Source organism: Burkholderia sp. Bp9012 (assembly GCF_003853825.1).
Classification (GTDB): domain Bacteria; phylum Pseudomonadota; class Gammaproteobacteria; order Burkholderiales; family Burkholderiaceae; genus Burkholderia; species Burkholderia diffusa.
This window is the reverse complement of record NZ_QTQA01000012.1, coordinates 78,971-96,603: the sequence shown is the minus strand read 5'-3', so window position 1 is coordinate 96,603 and position 17,633 is coordinate 78,971. Positions and strand designations below refer to the sequence as shown.

At 66.0% G+C, this 17,633-nt stretch carries 13 protein-coding genes; 2 read left to right on the top strand and 11 right to left on the bottom strand.

From position 1 onward, the window contains the following. Positions 1–3 precede the first annotated feature (3 nt). Positions 4–1,191 carry a MexX/AxyX family multidrug efflux RND transporter periplasmic adaptor subunit gene (locus DIE11_RS18290; protein WP_124626136.1) on the bottom strand — a complete coding sequence of 396 codons (1,188 nt, stop codon included), beginning with the start codon at positions 1,189–1,191 and terminating at the stop codon, positions 4–6. Between the two features lie 150 nt (positions 1,192–1,341). Here DIE11_RS18290 and DIE11_RS18285 point away from each other — a divergent pair, with 150 nt between their 5' ends. Together DIE11_RS18285 and DIE11_RS18280 are read left to right on the top strand one after the other, a co-directional pair. Next, positions 1,342–1,989: a TetR family transcriptional regulator gene (locus tag DIE11_RS18285; RefSeq protein ID WP_124626134.1), complete on the top strand. Its 648-nt coding sequence runs from the start codon at positions 1,342–1,344 to the stop codon at positions 1,987–1,989. Between the two features lie 330 nt (positions 1,990–2,319). After that, positions 2,320–3,597: a M23 family metallopeptidase gene (locus tag DIE11_RS18280; protein WP_124626132.1), complete on the top strand. Its 1,278-nt coding sequence runs from the start codon at positions 2,320–2,322 to the stop codon at positions 3,595–3,597. Between the two features lie 138 nt (positions 3,598–3,735). Here DIE11_RS18280 and DIE11_RS18275 read toward each other — a convergent pair whose 3' ends face one another. The 10 genes from DIE11_RS18275 to DIE11_RS18225 form a co-directional block, all read right to left on the bottom strand. Beyond that, a complete protein-coding gene (locus tag DIE11_RS18275) occupies positions 3,736–4,461 on the bottom strand; it encodes an amino acid ABC transporter permease (protein ID WP_124626130.1) in 726 nt (241 codons plus the stop codon). 2 nt (positions 4,462–4,463) lie between these two features. Next, entirely contained in the window at positions 4,464–5,186 is a 723-nt protein-coding gene (locus tag DIE11_RS18270; RefSeq protein WP_124626128.1) for an amino acid ABC transporter permease, read from the bottom strand. Positions 5,187–5,292: 106 nt separating this feature from the next. Then, positions 5,293–6,108, bottom strand: coding sequence for an ABC transporter substrate-binding protein (locus DIE11_RS18265; protein WP_059606940.1), 816 nt, complete (start codon positions 6,106–6,108; stop codon positions 5,293–5,295). Between the two features lie 458 nt (positions 6,109–6,566). Further along, positions 6,567–7,871 (bottom strand): MFS family transporter, encoded by a 1,305-nt coding sequence (locus DIE11_RS18260; RefSeq protein ID WP_124626126.1) that lies wholly within the window; start codon positions 7,869–7,871, stop codon positions 6,567–6,569. 235 nt (positions 7,872–8,106) lie between these two features. Beyond that, complete coding sequence (locus tag DIE11_RS18255; RefSeq protein WP_059683304.1) at positions 8,107–9,786, bottom strand: SpoVR family protein; 1,680 nt, start codon at positions 9,784–9,786, stop codon at positions 8,107–8,109. Next, the gene (locus DIE11_RS18250; protein WP_059606685.1) at positions 9,783–11,051 is read right to left on the bottom strand and encodes a YeaH/YhbH family protein; all 1,269 of its coding nucleotides are present in this window, start codon (positions 11,049–11,051) and stop codon (positions 9,783–9,785) included. The genes DIE11_RS18255 and DIE11_RS18250 overlap by 4 nt, the downstream gene beginning before the upstream one ends. Positions 11,052–11,176: 125 nt before the next feature. Further along, positions 11,177–13,099, bottom strand: coding sequence for a PrkA family serine protein kinase (locus tag DIE11_RS18245; protein WP_059606682.1), 1,923 nt, complete (start codon positions 13,097–13,099; stop codon positions 11,177–11,179). Positions 13,100–13,622: 523 nt separating this feature from the next. Further along, positions 13,623–15,383, bottom strand: a complete 1,761-nt coding sequence (locus tag DIE11_RS18235; protein WP_124626124.1) for a methyl-accepting chemotaxis protein — start codon at positions 15,381–15,383, stop codon at positions 13,623–13,625. Positions 15,384–15,660: 277 nt separating this feature from the next. After that, the gene (rbsK, locus tag DIE11_RS18230; RefSeq protein ID WP_124626122.1) at positions 15,661–16,590 is read right to left on the bottom strand and encodes a ribokinase; all 930 of its coding nucleotides are present in this window, start codon (positions 16,588–16,590) and stop codon (positions 15,661–15,663) included. Next, positions 16,587–17,618, bottom strand: a complete 1,032-nt coding sequence (locus DIE11_RS18225) for a LacI family DNA-binding transcriptional regulator (RefSeq protein ID WP_059606677.1) — start codon at positions 17,616–17,618, stop codon at positions 16,587–16,589. Before DIE11_RS18225 ends, rbsK begins: the two co-directional genes overlap by 4 nt. Between the last annotated feature and the right edge of the window lie 15 nt (positions 17,619–17,633).

The following is a 17,633-nucleotide window of genomic DNA, read 5'->3' as shown; positions in this document are numbered from 1 at the left end:
CGGTCAGGTTTGACGGGCGGCCGCCTGTGACGCAGCCTTCGTCGGCATTGCCTGCTCGACGGGCTTGACGGCGGTATCGGGGGCGAACTGCGCGGCGTTGTCGACGATCACGCGCTCGCCGCCCGCGAGGCCGCGCGTGATGCGCCAGTCGCGTCCGCTCATCCGGTCGGCGACGACCTCGACGTCCTTCACCTTGCCGTTCGCGCCGACCACGCGCACCGACGTGCGGTCGGCCGTGCGCAGCAGCGCATCGCGCGGCACGAGGATCGCGCGCTGGTCGACGGCCGCGTCGAGCGCGATCCGCACGTACGCGCCCGGCAGCAGTTCGCGTTCGGGATTCGGGAACAGCGCGCGCATCGCGACGGTATCGGTGGTCGGGTCGACCGCGAGATCGCTGAACAGCAGCCTGCCCTTCAGCGGGTACGCGGTGCCGTCGGCACGCAACAGCGTCACCGTGACGTCGTGCTGCGCGATGCCCGTCGCGCGACCGCTCTTCACCGCGCGGCGCAACGCATCGACGTCGGCCGCCGGCTGCGAGAAATTCACGTAGATCGGATCGAGCTGCTCGACGGTCGTGAGCGGCGTCGCCTGGTCCTGGCCGACGAGCGCGCCTTCGGTCACGAGCGCGCGCCGCGCGCGGCCGGAAATCGGCGCGGTGACGGTTGCATAGTCGAGCTGCAGTTGCGCGCGGGCGAGTTCCGCCTTCGCCGAAGCGACGCCGGCCTTCGCCTGCGCGTCGTCGGCAACGGCCTCCGTGTGATCGCGCTCGCTGACCGCATGGTCGCGCACCAGGTCGTCGTAACGGCGGCGCTTGTCGCTCGCCGCGAGCGCGGCGGCCTGCGCCTTCGCGAGCGCACCCTGTGCGGCGTCGCGTGCGGCCTTCAGCGGTGCCGGGTCGATGCGGAACAGCACCGCGCCCTGCTTCACTTCCTGCCCTTCTTCGTAAGTCCGCGCGGTGACGATGCCGGCGACCCGCGCGCGCACTTGCGCTTGCCGATACGCGTCGAGCCGGCCGGGCAATTCGACGGTCATCGGCACGGCCGTCGGACGCACCGTGACGACCGTCGCGTGCTGAATGGCCTCCGGCGCCCTGTCCTGTTCGCCCTTTCCGCATCCGGTCACGAGCAGCGTGGCTGCGAGCGCGAACGGCGCCAGCCGAAGGCGGCGCCCTAGGGAGCGTTTGTTGTTCATGTATGACCTCGGATCGTTCGCCGCCGATACAATGCGGCGGCTCAGGGTGGCCGATTATAATCAGTCACGACTGATTAAATACATGTGGTTGCAATCCGACCGCGTCACTGTGTCAATTAAGCGACAGCGAACTGTAAGGAAATTCACGCCATGGCCCGCAAGACCCGGGAAGAATCGCTCGCCATCAAGCACCGGATCCTCGACGCCGCCGAGCTCGTCCTGCTCGAGAAAGGCGTCGCGCAAACCGCGATGGCGGACCTCGCCGAGGCCGCCGGGATGTCGCGGGGCGCCGTGTACGGCCACTACCGCAACAAGATGGAAGTGTGTCTCGCGATGTGCGACCGCGCGTTCGCACGCACGTCGGAAGGCTTCGACACGGTCGACAGCCTGCCCGCGTTCGCCACGCTGCGCCGCGCGGCGTCGCACTACCTGCAGCGATGCGGCGAGCCGGGCTCGATGCAGCGCGTGCTCGTGATCCTCTATACGAAATGCGAACAGAGCGAGGAGAACGGCGCGCTGCTGCGGCGCCGCATGCTGCTCGAGCTGCAGATACTGCGCATCACCAAGGCGCTGCTGCGCCGCGCGATCGCGGCCGGCGAACTCGCCGCCGATCTCGACGTGCATCTCGCGGCCGTCTATCTCGTGTCGCTGCTCGAAGGCGTGTTCGCGTCGATGATCTGGACCAACCGGTTGCGCGGCAATTTGTGGAACGACGCGGAAGCGATGCTCGACGCCGGCTTCGACGCGGTCAGGACGTCCAGCGCGCTACGCGTGCGTGCGCAAAAATTGCCTGCTTGACGAAAAGCCGCGCAATAAATGCTGATTTAACCCGATTTACCGCAGTGCGAAACGAATGAGCTGACCCTCTTTAAAATTTTTAACGTTTCGCGGAACATCGGTAGACTGACGCTGTCATCTTTCTTTAGCGTCTTCGTGGTAATCCGGGTGCGACCCGGAAAGTTCACGCCGCCGTTCGAAGCGGGCCTGCCCGCGAGTTGGGTCGAACGGAAACGACACAGGCCCCTGGCGGGGCCTGTTTTGTTGCACGCCCGTCGCCTGCCCCCGTCGCCACCCGGCGGACATGCCGCCGATGGCTCCCGCCCACACCTCTTTGAACCGCTTTCCTGGATGTGGACACCTTTGGTCAAGCCTGCCGCAACCCCTGATGCTTTCGCGCCCCGCCGCGCGCAGCGCCTCGTGCGCGCGCTCGTGCCGGCCGCCGTCCTCGGCGCCCTCGCCGCCTTCGGTCTCGCCGCCGCGCTGCCGGCCGTCTCGCAACTGCCGGGGGCCGTCGATTCGGGCACGGCCGCGCTGCCGCAGCGCGTGCTGTCCGACACGCCGTTTCCCACCGCGCAGCATTTCGTAACGAGCGAACTCGCGCGCACGATCGGCGAGCGCAACGAACTCAATGAACGCGGCGAGCGCAGCCTGCAGCCGGGCCTGTTCGCGCCGCTCAGCGCGCACCGCAACGACATGCTCGGCTATACGAGCCTGTTCCAGTTCGCGCCGCCCGAACAGCAGCACGGGATGCGCGCGGGCGACATCGAACTCACGCTGTCCGATACGCTGAACCGTCTCGACGTACCGCCCGAGGTGCGCATCCAGCTCGGCGATCTCGTCACCGGCAAGGTCGATATGCGCGCCGGCGCACGGCGCGGCGACTACTACCGCCTCGCGTACGACACCAACAACGGCACGCCGCACCTCACCGCGCTCGAGCTGCGCGTCGCGGGCCGCACGTTCGGCGCGATCTGGTTCCGCGCGCCAGGCGCCGACCACGGCGCGTACTACACGCTCGACGGCGCACCGCTCGAGGCGGCCGCGTTCACGATGCCCGTCAAGTGGACGCGCATCAGCTCCTTCTTCGGCGAACGCATCCACCCGCTGTCGCAGGCGATGGCGTTCCATACCGGCGTCGACCTCGCCGCGCCGTCCGGCACGCCGGTCAATGCGGCGGCCGACGGTGTCGTGTCGTTCGTCGGCACCGATCCGGGCGGCTACGGCCACTACGTGATCGTCGATCACGCGGACGGTTATTCGACCTACTACGCACACTTGTCCGCGTACGCGCGCGGACTGAAGACCGGCGAAACCGTGAAGCAGGGGCAACGCCTCGGCTCGGTCGGGATGACCGGCGCGGCCACCGGCCCGCATCTGCACTTCGAAGTGCGCGTCGCGAACGATCCGGTCGATCCGCTCGTCACGCTCGCGAGCGCGCAGACCGGGCTGTCCGACATGCAGCTCACGGCGTTCCGCCAGGAAGCGACGCAATGGCGCTTCCGCCTCGCGTCGATCAGTACGACGCCGTTCGCATTCGCGCAGACCGACGGCCCGCTGTGGGGCGACTTCGCGACCGGTCCGTCGACGCTGCGCGCGGTCTTCGATACGCACTACAGCGCGTCCTGACGCCGACGCACCGACGCACCCCGAACCTCATCACACCCGTCGCCGCTCGAGCAGCGGCGACGCGGCCCGCAGCGGATCTCCGCAAGCGACCGATCTTCATCGCCAGCCATGCGCCGCAGGCATCGCACGCGCCCGCCGTCACCGCGCGGGTTCCGTGCGCTCGGCCGCCGCCCGCGCGACGCGCTCCGCACGCGGGCGACGCGACAGCAGCCAGCGCGCCGCGCCGTCGAGCGACGTGCACAGCACCAGATAGATCGCAGCGACGAACAGGAAGATCGGTGCCGGATAGACCATCAGCCGGTTGTTCACCTGCGTCGCGACGAACGACAGTTCCGGCACGCCGACGATGTACGCGAGCGACGTGTCCTTCACGAGCGCGACCCACTGGTTGACGAACGACGGCGTCATGATCCGGATCGCCTGCGGCAGCAGCACGTAGCGCACGGTCTGCCAGCGCGTGAGCCCGAGCGACAGCCCCGCCTGCCACTGCCCGTCGCCTGCCGCGACGATGCCCGCATGCACGGCATGCGCGAGATACGCACCGCCGATCAGCGCCAGCGCGCACACGACCGTCGCGAGCCCTGGCACGTCCATGTGCAGCAGCATCGGCATCAGGAAATACGTCCAGAAGATCAGCATCAGCACGGGAATCGCGCGGAAGAAGCCGATGAACGCGAGCAGCAGCACGCGCAGCGGGCCGCGCGCAAGCGCCATCGCGACGCCGAGCGCGACGCCCAGCACCGCGGACGCGAGCGCCGACGCGATCGCGAGCATGAGCGACAGCGCGGCACCGCCGAGCGCGCCGTCCGGGAACGCGCCGACGAGCAGGTACGGCAGGTTGTCGAGCAGCAGCGAGAAGTCCATCGTCAGCGCCCCGCCCCGAGCCGGTCGCGCCATTGCGTGGCCGCGTATGCGCCGGCCTCGATCGCGGCCACCGCGGCGATGTACAGCACGGTCGCGACACCGAACGCGGCGAAGGTCTTGAACGTCTCGGTCTCGACCTGCCGCGACGCATACGACAGCTCGGCGACGCCGATCGCCATCGCGAGCGACGAGTTCTTCACGAGATTCATGTATTGGCCGAACAACGGCGGCAGCGCGATGCGCACGGCCTGCGGCAGCACGACGTAGCGCAGCGACTGCATTGGCGTGAGGCCGAGCGCCGCAGCCGCATCATGCTGCGCGCGGCGCACGCCGCGCAGCCCGGCTTCGCATTCCTCGGCGACGAACGCGGCCGTGTACGCGCTCAACCCGAACCAGCCCGCGACGAACTCGAACGACGGCCACGCGAGCGTGAACGGGCCCGCACTCAGTTGATGGCGCGCGTTCAGCCACGCGACCCACGTATCGGGCAGCAACGACGCGACGCCGAAATACCAGAACAACAACTGCACGAGCAGCGGCGTGTTGCGGAACGCGACGACGTAACCGGCCGCCAGCGTACGCGGCACGGTGCCGCGCGCATGCCGCATGACGGCGAGCAGCAGCCCGCCGACGGTCGCGGCGAGCGCCGACGCGGCCGCGAGGCCGAGCGTCAGCAGGAAGCCCTGCCAGAGCCAGGACAGATATTTGGGAGCCAACCCGAGCATGCCGTGGTGCGCGCGCGAAGCGCGCGATCGAAAAGAAACGGAAAGCGCCGCGACCCCTGCGCACCGGCGTGGCCGGCGGCGGAACGCGGCGCACCTGGCGTGGGACTCAGGTCTTGTCGCCGATGCGGAAGATGCGCGTGAGCGGCGTCTTCGTCGTGGGCCCGAACCACGCGTCGTAGATCTGCCCCGCGCGGCCGTTCGCCTCGAGGCCCTTCAGCGTGTCGTTGACGAAGCCGAGCAGGCGTGTCTCGCCCTTCGGCACGCCGACGCCCATGTAGTCGTTCGAGATCGTGAACGCCGGGATCTCGTAGTTCTGCTTGTCGGGCACGTTCGCGAGCAGGCCGATCAGTTTCGGCCCGTCCTGCGTGATCGCCTGCACGTTGCCGGCGCGCAGCGCGGCGAACGCGAACGGCGTGTCGTCGTACGCGACGATCGTCGCTTTCGGGAATTTCTCGCGCAGCGTGATTTCGTTCGTCGTGCCCTTGTCCGCGCCGACGCGCAGGCTGTTCAACTGGTCGGCCGATTTCAGCACGCCCTTCTTCGCGAGAAACTGCTGGCCCGACGAGAAATACGGGATGCTGAAGTCGACCTGCTTCGCGCGCTCGTCGGTGATCGTGAAGTTCGCGAGCACCAGGTCGACCTTGCCGGAAGTCAGGAACGGAATGCGGTTCGCAGGATTGGTCGGCTGCAGTTGCAGCTTCACGCCGAGCTTGTCGGCCAATGCCTTCGCATAGTCGACGTCGAGGCCGACGATGTGATTGCTCTTGCCGTCGACATAGCCGAACGGCGGATTGCTGTCGAAGGTCGCGACGCGCAGCACGCCGGCCTTCCTGATGTCGTCGAGGCGGTCCGCGTGCGCGACCGTGCCGGCCGTGACGAGTGCGGCCCCGACGAGCCACGTAGCGAGAGTGTGGATTTTCATGAGCACGACCTGATTTGTTTTGAAGGCCGCCGCGGATCGCGCGGCGGCCGGTTCGAGGAACATCGCGACGTTGTGTGTCGTCGCGAAGCCGCTAACGTATCAGCGCGTGCGGCGATTCCGAACCAACAAATGGTGCTTTGCTCTGCGGCTTTCGTGATGAGGCTTGCAGACGGCGGGCACCGCGCAACGCTTCGAAAAAAAAGACGCCCGCTGCACGCAGCGGGCGCGAATCCCAGTCAAGGAGGTGTCACACGAACTACGGGTTCAGAATAAAAGCACCGCCCGCGGCGAACAACGAAGCGATTCCGATATCGATATCGCGCGTCCCGCGATGAGCTTGCACGCGTCCATGCGAAGCCGTCGCGCATGAAAAAACGGCGCGCCGCCTGTGAGGCGGAGCGCCGTCCCGTTGCACGTTGCCGGTCGATGCGGGCAGCCTCGCGAGGCTGCCCCGCCGATCACGGCTCGTGACGCAGATACCCTACCTTGCTCGGATCGCGCATCCGCCACGACACGAGCAGCGAGATCGCGCACAGCGCGGTCACATACCAGTAGAAGGTTTCCTCGCTGCCCTTCGACTTGAACCACAGCGCGACATACTCGGCAGAGCCGCCGAAGATCGCGTTCGCGACCGCATACGACAGGCCAACGCCCATCGCGCGCACTTCGGGCGGGAACATCTCGGCCTTGATGAGGCCGCTGATCGACGTGTAGAAGCTGACGATCGCGAGCGCGATCGTGATCAGCACGAACGCGGCCGTCGGGCTCGTCACCGTCTTCAGCGCGTGCATCAGCGGCACCGTGCCGATCACCGCGAACACGCCGAACAGGATCATGGACGTGCGGCGGCCGATCTTGTCGGACAGCGCGCCGAACACCGGCTGGATCAGCATGTAGACGAGCAGCGCGACGGTCATCACGTTGCTGGCCGTCTTCGCGTGCATGCCGGCCGTGTTCACCAGGTACTTCTGCATGTACGTGGTAAACGTGTAGAAGATCAGCGAGCCGCCGGCCGTGAAGCCGACCACCGTGAAGAAGGCGCCCTTGTGACGCCACACGCCGCGGATCGTGCCCGCATCCTTCTTGTCGCGCGATGCGCTCGTCGACGTCTCGTCGAGCGATTTGCGCAGGTACAGCGAGATCAGCGCGGCCGCCGCGCCGCAGACGAACGGAATGCGCCAGCCCCACGCCTTCAGTTCGTCATTCGACAGCGCCTGCTGCAGGATCACCAGCACCAGCAGCGCGCACAGCTGGCCGCCGATCAGCGTCACGTACTGGAACGACGCGAAGAAGCCGCGCCGCCCTTTAAGCGCGACCTCACTCATGTAGGTCGCGCTCGTCCCGTATTCGCCGCCCACCGACAGGCCCTGGAACAGACGCGCGACCAGCAGCAGCGCCGGTGCGAGCGCGCCGATCTGCGCGTAGGTCGGCAGCACCGCGATCACGAGCGAGCCGCCGCACATCATCAGCACCGAGATCATCATCGCCGCGCGGCGGCCATGACGGTCGGCGATGCGGCCGAACAGCCAGCCGCCGATCGGACGCATCAGGAAGCCGGCCGCGAACACGCCGGCCGTGTTCAGCAGCTGCGTCGTCGTGTTGCCGCTCGGGAAGAACGCCGGTGCGAAGTACAGCGCGCAGAACGAGTAGATGTAGAAGTCGAACCACTCGACGAGGTTGCCCGACGAGGCGCCGACGATGGCGAATACGCGCCGCCGGGTGTCTTGCGCGGACAGCGCAGCTTGGTCGGTCTGGACGTCCATGGGTTGGTCTGTTCCTTTTAGTGCTTTCTGGGCGAGACGGCTGGGGGCCGCCGCGTGCGGTCGCACGTGGCACCGGTTCCGGCGCACGGCGCTACGGGATTTTAGCGAAATGTAAAGTAACAGGCTTTCCGGGTTCGTCCGGATGTAGAAAAATTTTCTCGCGCCACGCGTTCGTCATATGAAAACGCCAGCCGCGAGGCTGGCGTCCGGTGCAAACTATTCCCGGTCTCGATGCTCAGACACGCACCTCCGGCGGCACGTAGCGGCACTCGTAGCGCTTGCGTACGGTGCCGGCCTCGTCGACGCTTTCCAGGAACACGTCGAACTGCCAGAGCCGCGCCATGTGCTTGAGCACTTCGTCGCTGTCGTTCGACAGATGGCGGTTGTCGGTCATGAAGTGGCGCAACGTGAGGCTGCGGTCGCCGCGCGTGTTCACCGCCCACACCTGGATGTTCGGCTCGCGGTGATGGATGTCGTACTGCCGCGACAACGCCTGCCGCACGTACTGGTAGCCGGACTCGTCGTGGATCGCCGATACCTCGAGCGAATCGCGCATGTCGTCGTCGAGCACCGAGAACAGCCGCATCTCGCGAATCAGGTTCGGCGACAGGTACTGCGCGATGAAGCTCTCGTCCTTGAAGTTGCGCATCGCGTAGTGCATCGCCGGCAGCCACGGTGTGCCCGCGATCTCCGGAAACCACTTGTAGTCCTCTTCCGTCGGCGCCTCGCAGATCCGCCGGATGTCGCTCATCATCGAGAAGCCGAGCGCATACGGGTTGATCCCGCTGTAGTACGGCTTCGTGACCGGCGGCTGATAGACCACGTTGCTGTGCGAATGCAGGAACTCCATCATGAAGCCGTCTTCCAGCTTGCCCTGGTTGTACAGCGTATTAAGCAGCGTGTAGTGCCAGAACGTCGCCCAGCCTTCGTTCATCACCTGCGTCTGCCGCTGCGGATAGAAATACTGGCCGATCTTGCGCACGATGCGGATCACTTCGCGCTCCCACGGCTCGAGCAGCGGCGCGTTCTTCTCCGCGAAATACAGCAGGTTCTCCTGCGGCTCGGGCGGATAGCGCTCCTCCTGCTCCTCCATCTGCTCGGGCTTCTTGCCCGGCAGCGTGCGCCACAGCTCGTTGACCTGCGACTGCAGATACGCCTCGCGCTCGCGCCGCAGCGCAGCCTCCTTCGACAGGGACGGCTTCTGCGGCCGCTTGTAGCGGTCGACGCCGTAGTTCATCAGCGCATGGCACGAATCGAGCAGTTCCTCGACGCGGTCGAGCCCGTAGCGCTCCTCGCATTCGGCGACGTAGTTCTTCGCGTACACGAGATAGTCGATGATCGCGTGCGCGTCGGTCCACAGCCGGAACAGATAGTTGCCCTTGAAGAACGAGTTGTGGCCGTACGCCGCGTGCGCGATGACGAGCGCCTGCATCGTCATCGTGTTCTCTTCCATCAGATACGCGATGCACGGATTCGAGTTGATGACGATCTCGTAGGCAAGCCCCATCTGGCCGCGACGATAGCTCTTCTCGGTCGCGAGGAAGTGCTTGCCGAACGACCAGTGGCGATAGTTGACCGGCATCCCGACCGACGCATAAGCATCCATCATCTGCTCGGCGCTGATCAGTTCGAGCTGGATCGGATAGATGTCGAGCTCGTACTGCTCGGCGACCTGCGAGATGTGCGTGTCGTATTCCTCGAGCAGTTCAAAGGTCCAGTCGGACGGGCACGGCAGCGGCTTGCGTTCGGCAACGTTCATACGCGCTTCCTTCTGCCCGGCACCGGGCAAGTCGGCGGCCGGCGCCGCCGGCTCGGTCCGGCCGCTTTGCTGCGATGCGGCAGGGCCGGCCGTGTCGTCGCCGGAAGGGCGCGGCGCGTAGCCGCGCGACTCGTTGTGCAGATGGCGGGTCGTCATGACGTTTCCACCTGCTTTTCGAACAATTCGCGAAACACCGGGTAAATGTCGGCAGCCGATTCGACTTTTTTCATCGCGAGGTGCGGTTGCGACAGCGCCAGTTGCGCATACTCCAGCCACAGGTTCTGCTCTTCGGGTGCGACCTGGATATACGCGAAGTAACGCGTCTTGGTGAGGATATCCTCTTCCAGGATTTTGCGACACTTCGGGGAATCGTCGGTCCAGTTGTCGCCGTCGGACGCCTGCGCGCCGTAGATGTTCCACTCGGTCGGCGAGTAGCGCTCGTTCATCACCTTGCGCATCAGTTCGAGCGCGCTCGACACGACCGTGCCGCCGCTTTCGGTCGAATGGAAGAAGGTGTCCTCGTCGACCTCCTCGGCACGCGTGTGGTGACGGATGAATACGACCTCGATGCGCTCGTAGTTGCGCTTCAGGAACAGGTACAGGAGGATGAAGAAGCGCTTCGCGAGATCCTTGCGCTGCTCGTCCATCGAGCCCGACACGTCCATCAGGCAGAACATCACGGCCTGGCTCGACGGTTGCGGCTGCTTCACGCGATTGATGTAGCGCAGGTCGAACGGATCGATGAACGGGATCCGCCAGATGCGCCCCTTCAGGTGATGGATCTCGGCCTCGAGCGTCGCGATTTCCGCGCGGCGGTCTTCCGGGTCGAGCTTCATCGCCTCGAGCTGCGCTTCCAGCTCGCGCAACTCGTTGACGAGCGGCGAGCCGAGCGCGATGCGCCGGCCGAGCGCGCTGCGCAGCGAGCGCACGACGTCGATGTTGTTCGGTGTGCCTTCCGCCGACCAGCCCGCGCGCACGTTCTTCCAGCTCGGCACCGTCAGCAGGTGCGTCTTCACGAGGCGCGGCAGTTCGAGATCGTCGAAGAAATACTGCATGAATTCGTCGCGCGACAACTCGAACACGAAGTCGTCCTGCCCTTCGCCCTCGTTGCTCGCCTGACTGCCGCCGCCACCCGAGCCGCCCTGCGGACGCGGAATCTTGTCACCGCGCACGTAGTCTTCGTTGCCCGGGTGCACGTATTCACGACGCCCGCCAGGCCCGTGCCGGAAATTCGGCTCGGCGATGTCCTTGCGCGGAATCGTGATGCTTTGCGTGCTCTGGATATCCTTGATGCTACGGTCGCGCACCGCGTCGGACACGGCACGACGAATGTAGTTCTTGACGCGACGCAGAAAGCGTTCGCGGTTGGCGATGCTCTTGTTCTTGCCGGCCAGCCTGCGGTCGATGATTTGATGAAGCACTCCCGGTCTCCCGCTCGAAAATCGATCTGCCGGGGCACTCGCCGCGCATGCCGTCTGCCGTCATGCGGGCGGCGCCTCTGAAGGTGCCCGTACGGACTCGCCGTACGGGCGCGGTACCGCGCGCGTCATGACGACTTGCGCACGCGCAGGTACCAGTCGCAAAGCAGCCTCACCTGCTTCGGCGTATAGCCCTTTGCGACCATCCGGTTCACAAAGTCCTCATGCTTGCGTTGCTCCTCCGCCGACCCCTTCGCGTTGAACGAAATGACCGGCAACAGTTCCTCGGTATTCGAGAACATCTTCTTCTCGATCACGACGCGCAACTTCTCGTAGCTCGTCCACACGGGGTTCTTCCCGGCGTTCGCCGCCCGCGCGCGCAACACGAAGTTCACGATCTCGTTGCGGTAATCCTTCGGATTGCTGATCCCGGCCGGCTTCTCGATCTTCTCCAGTTCCGCATTCAGCGCGGCGCGGTCGAAGCTCTCGCCCGTGTCGTGATCGCGGAATTCCTGATCCTGGATCCAGAAGTCCGCATACGTGACGTAGCGGTCGAAGATGTTCTGCCCGTACTCCGAATACGATTCGAGATAAGCCGTCTGGATCTCCTTGCCAATGAAGTCCGCATAGCGCGACGCGAGCACATCCTTCACGAACGACAGGTATTTCTGCTCGGTCTCCGGCGGGAACTGCTCGCGTTCGATCTGCTGTTCGAGCACGTACATCAGGTGCACGGGGTTCGCCGCGACCTCGCTCGAATCGAAGTTGAACACGCGCGACAGGATCTTGAACGCGAAGCGTGTCGACACGCCCGTCATCCCTTCGTCCACGCCCGCGTAATCGCGATACTCCTGGTACGACTTCGCCTTCGGATCGGTGTCCTTCAGGTTTTCGCCGTCATACACCTGCATCTTCGAGAACAGGCTCGAATTCTCCGGCTCGTGCAGGCGCGACAGCACCGAGAACTGCGACATCATCTTCAGCGTGCCCGGCGCGCACACGGCTTCGGCCAGCGACGAATTGCGGATCAGCTTCTCGTAGATCTTCGTCTCTTCCGACACGCGCAGGCAGTACGGCACCTTCACGACGAAGATCCGGTCGAGCAGTGCCTCGTTGTTGCGGTTGTTGCGGAATGCCTTCCACTCCGACTCGTTCGAGTGCGCGAGAATCACGCCGTCGAACGGAATCGCGCCGAATCCTTCGGTACCCTTGAAATTGCCTTCCTGCGTCGCGGTCAGGAGCGGGTGCAGCACCTTGATCGGCGCCTTGAACATTTCGACGAATTCGAGCAGGCCCTGGTTCGCCAGGCACAGGCCGCCCGAGTAGCTGTACGCATCGGCATCGTCCTGCGCGTACTGTTCGAGCTTGCGGATGTCGACCTTGCCGACGAGCGACGAGATGTCCTGGTTGTTCTCGTCGCCAGGCTCCGTCTTCGCGATGCCGATCTGCCGAAGGATCGACGGATAGCGGCGCACCACGCGGAACTGGCGGATGTCGCCGTTGTATTCGTGCAGGCGCTTGACGGCCCACGGACTCAGGATGCTCTTCAGGTAGCGGCGTGGAATGCCGTATTGCTCTTCGAGGATCGGGCCGTCCTCGTCGTAGTCGAACAGCCCGAGCGGCGATTCGTTGACGGGCGAACCCTTCAGCGCATAGAACGGCACGCGCTCCATCAGTTGCTTCAGGCGCTCGGCGATCGACGACTTCCCGCCGCCCACCGGGCCGAGCAGGTAGAGGATCTGCTTCTTTTCCTCGAGCCCTTGCGCAGCGTGGCGGAAGTACGCGACCACCTGCTCGATCACTTCCTCCATTCCGTAGAACTCACGGAACGCGGGATAGACCTTGATAACCTTGTTCGCGAAGATCCGCGACAGGCGCGGGTCGTTGCGGGTATCGACTTGTTCCGGTTCCCCGATTGCAGCCAGCATGCGTTCGCCGGCCGTGGCGTACGCTGACGGATCGTTCTTGCAGAGCGCGAGGTACTCCTCCAGCGAGAACTCTTCCTCTCGCGTTTTTTCGAAGCGGTTCGCGAAGCTGCTGTAAATATCCATGCTACCTCCCTCGCCTGAGTCTGAAGACGTGCCTGCCTTCTATGACTGCGCAGAAGCAAGCGCGTTCGAATTCATCCTAAACCCTTTCTTATTTTTTTTCACGAACTCTTCGTATGAAGTTCGTCATTCTCGACAACACCGCTTGGACAACGCATTTCGACGCTTTACAATCGATCTCCCGAGCCGCAGAAACTGCATCCGCCACGTCTCGTCGAGCATCGGAACATCTCGTACGTTGGATGCCTCCGCCGTCATCGCCGCGCCCTTCACTCCCCCCTTCATCCCTATACGTTCGAGCAGACGTTTTCGACGACACGCCGCGCGCACCGTTACAAAATTTTTTCGCATCGTCCGGAGATACCCGTAGCGCGGATGCGCACATGCAACGCGCGCGGCGACGCACGCACGTTCACGCGCGCTGTCACATTTCATCAGCCGTCGAAACGACGACGCCCGCATGTCGCGGGCGTCGTGTGCTGCCTCGGGTGCTGCCAAATGGGGATAGATGCGCGGCGCGCGCGACTCAGAACGTTTCCCAGTCGTCAGCGCCGGCAGAGGCGGCCACCGGTGCGGGTGCAGCGGCCGCGGCCGCCGGCTTGCGAGCCGGCGCCGCGCGCTTCGGTGCTGCATCGCGGTCGTTGCGCGCCCCGGATGGAGCGGGCGGCGAAACCGGCACGACAGCCGGTGCGGCCACCGCGCGCGGCGCCTGACGCGCAGCGGCGACGACCGGCCCGGCCGCGTCGTCATCGATCCGGAACACCGACGCCGTTTCGCGCAGGCGCGCGGCCTGCTCATCGAGCGATTGCGCGGCGGCCGCCGCCTCCTCGACGAGCGCGGCGTTCTGCTGCGTGACCTCGTCCATCTGCGCGACCGCGCGCGCGACCTGGTCGATGCCGCCGCTCTGCTCCTCGGACGCCGCCGCGATCTCGCCCATGATGTCCGTCACGCGCTGCACCGCACCGATCACGTCGCTCATCGTGCGGCCCGCTTCGTCGACCAGCGTCGAGCCCGTCCGGATACGCTCCACCGACGCGTCGATCAGCGCCTTGATCTCCTTGGCCGCGCTCGACGAACGCTGCGCGAGGCTGCGCACCTCACCCGCGACGACCGCGAAGCCGCGGCCTTCCTCGCCGGCGCGCGCGGCTTCGACGGCCGCGTTCAGCGCCAGAATGTTGGTCTGGAACGCGATGCCCTCGATGATCGCGATGATGTCCGCGATCTTCGCCGAGCTGTCGTTGATCTCGCCCATCGTGCCGACCACCTGGCCGACCACCGTATTTCCCTTGTTTGCAATCTCCGACGCGTTGGCGGCCAGCGCGCTTGCCTGCCGTGCATTGTCCGCGTTCTGCTTCACGGTGCCGGTCAGTTGCTCCATGCTCGATGCGGTTTCCTGCAGCGCGGACGCCTGCTCCTCCGTGCGCGACGACAGGTCGATGTTGCCGGCGGCGATCTGGCGGGCCGCGGTCGCGATCGATTCGCTGCCGCCGCGCACGGTGCGCACCGTGTCGACCAGCCCGCGCTGCATTTTCGCGAGACCGTCGAGGAGCTGGCCCATTTCGTCGCGCCGATGCACCACGATCGAGCGTCGCAGGTCGCCCGCGGCGATCGCGTCGAAATGCGCGAGTGCGTCCGCAAGCGGACGGCCGATCGCACGACTGAGCGTCAACCAAGACAGCACCGCGGCAACCAGACCAGCCGCCAGCAGGACGATCGACAGCAAGCGCAGCGTTTCGAACGTCGATTCCGAATGATCGAAGCCCGACTGCGCGGCGCTGAACTGGAAATTGCGCAGCGCCTCGCTCGCAACCGCGAGATCGTTGTAAAGCACCTGGAGCTGCTTGGCGCCATCGCCGATCCGGTCGTGGTCGCCCGTCGCGACAAGGCCTCCGAACGTGTCGCAACTGCGCTGTAGCGCCTGCCGCTTCGCGGACACGTCCTGCGCGAGCCGGTCCTCCTCCGCATCGCGCGGCAGCGCGAGGTACTTTTTCCACCACGCATCGGACTGCGCGCGCATCGCGCGGCTACGCTCCACCGCGGCAGCCGAGTCGGGTGTCCCCGCCAGCAGCGCGGCGCGATCGAGCGCCAGACGCTCGCGCGCCGCGTACATGTCGGCAACGGCCACGTCGACCGCGCTCGGCATCTGGTTCGTGAAAATCTCCCGCGTCGCGTCGTTCGAGCGCGTCATCCCGTACACGCCCAGCATGCCGATCGCCCCCAGCAGTACCGCGAGAAACGCCATCGTCAAACCGATGCGTGCACGTATCGTCAGGTTTCCGATCACCATCATTCTTCCTGTATTGCGTCGTCATGAACGGGCAAGGCCCGTTTTTTCGAAACGGTGTTTCGTCCTGATGTATTTACGACCGGATGCTGCGCAGCTTGATGGCATTCACATCAATTTTTTCATCAATTCATCGGTTAATTACACATTTCCGAACAATAGGGTCGAAGCATCGCAGGCCTGCCTCGCGAAATCGCGTGGCAAGCATCGTGATGGTGCAATCGGGGGAGATGGCCGGCGCCTGCTTCCGCACGCGCCGGCCGAGAGGCGCGATCCAGCCCTATTCGGCCAGCTCGGCGAGGGTGGGAATCGACGGCTGCGCGCCTGCGCGCGTGACCGACAACGCCGCCGCGCGTTGCGCGAAGCGGATGGCCGTGTCGATGGGCTCACCTGCCGCGAGCCGCGCGGCGAATCCGCCGATGAAGGTATCGCCGGCCGCGGTCGTGTCGACGGCCTTGACGACGGGTGCCGGATAATGGCGCGCCGCGCCGTCGGCCGTCAGCGCGCACACGCCGCGCGCACCGAGCGTGATCAGCACGTTGCGCGCGCCGGCCGCGTGCAGCGCACGCGCTGCGGCTTCCGCCTCGGCCGGATTGCGCACCGGCAGCCCGGTCAGCGCGGCCGCCTCCACTTCGTTCGGGATCAGGTAATCGACCAGCGGCAGCCAGCCGTCCGGCAGCGGCGCGACGGCCGGCGCCGGATTGAGCACCACGGTGCGGCCGAGCCGCCGCCCGGCCGACAGCGCCGCGAACACCGCGTCCGGCGGCGTCTCGAGCTGGCAGATCAGCACGTCGGTCGCGGCCAGCGCGGCCTCGTGCCGTGCCACCGTATCGGTCGTCACTTCGCCATTGCCGCCCGCGACGATCACGATCGCGTTCTGGCTCGCGTCGTCGACGACGATCAGCGCGACACCGGTCGACGCCGACGCGCTCGTCGCGAGCCGCGAGCAGTCGATGCCTTCGGCCTCGAGGCCGGCCCGCAGCGCGGTACCGTGCGCATCCGCTCCGACGCAGCCGATCATCACGACCTGCGCGCCGAGCCGCGCCGCCGCGACGGCCTGGTTGCCGCCCTTGCCGCCCGCCGCCTGCGCGTATTCATGCCCGGCAAGCGTTTCGCCTGGCAGCGGCAGCCGCGGCGCACGCACGACGAGATCCATGTTGAGGCTGCCGACCACCGTCACGCGGCCGGCGCCCGCCGTACGCGCCGTCATGGGCGGCCGCCCGGCGCGGCCGGCTCGCGGTAGATCGCCGTCGATTCGCGCAGCACGAGACGCGGCGACACGACGCGACGACGGCTCGGCGCAGCCGTCGAACCGCCGCCGATCCGCTCGATCAGCGTTTGCGCGGCCATTTCGCCGAGCGCGCGCACCGACTGGCCGACCGTCGACAGCGCCGGGTACGTGTAACGGGAGAATTCGATGTCGTCGAAGCCGATGATCGAGCAGTCGTCCGGCACGCGCATGCCGCGCTCGGCCGCCGCGCGCAGCGCGCCGACGCCCATCAGGTCGTTGCCCGCGAAAATCGCGCTGGGATGCACCGACTCGAACAGTCGCGATGCCGCGTGGTAGCCGCCGAGGCACGAAAAATCGCTTTCCGCGATCGCGCCCGGCACGATGTCGATCCCGCGCTCGGCCATCGCGCGGATGAAGCCGTGCACGCGCATCGCGCTGACGGCCGTGTCGGTCGGCCCGGTGATGCAGCCGATCTTCGCGTGCCCGAGTTCGAGCAGGTGACGCGTCGCCAGGTAGGCACCGCGTTCGTGGTCGATCTGCACGAGGTCGGCCGCAAGCCCCTCGATGTTGCGGTCGACGACGACGAGCGGCGCATGCGCGTCCGCGAGTGTCTGCGCGAGCACCGCGTCCTCCCCGGCCGATGCGACGATCAGCCCGTCGATGCGCTTTTCCTGCAGCACGCGCAGGTAGTTGCGCTGCTTCACGGGATCGTCGTCCGAGTTGCAGAAGAACACGCAATAGCCGTTGGCCGCGCACTGGTCCTCGATGCCGCGCGCAAGCTCCGCGAAGTACGGATTCGTGCTGTTCGGCACGACGAGGCCGATGGTCGCCGTCGAGCGCGCCTTCAGCGAGCGCGCCACGGCCGATGGCACGTAATTCAGCTCGCGGATCGCACCCTCGACCTTCGCACGCACATCCGCGGACACCGGCCGCGAATTGTTCACCACGTGCGAGACGGTCGTAAACGACACGCCCGCCATGGCTGCCACATCCTTGATCGTCGCCATTTCCCGTTTCTCTCT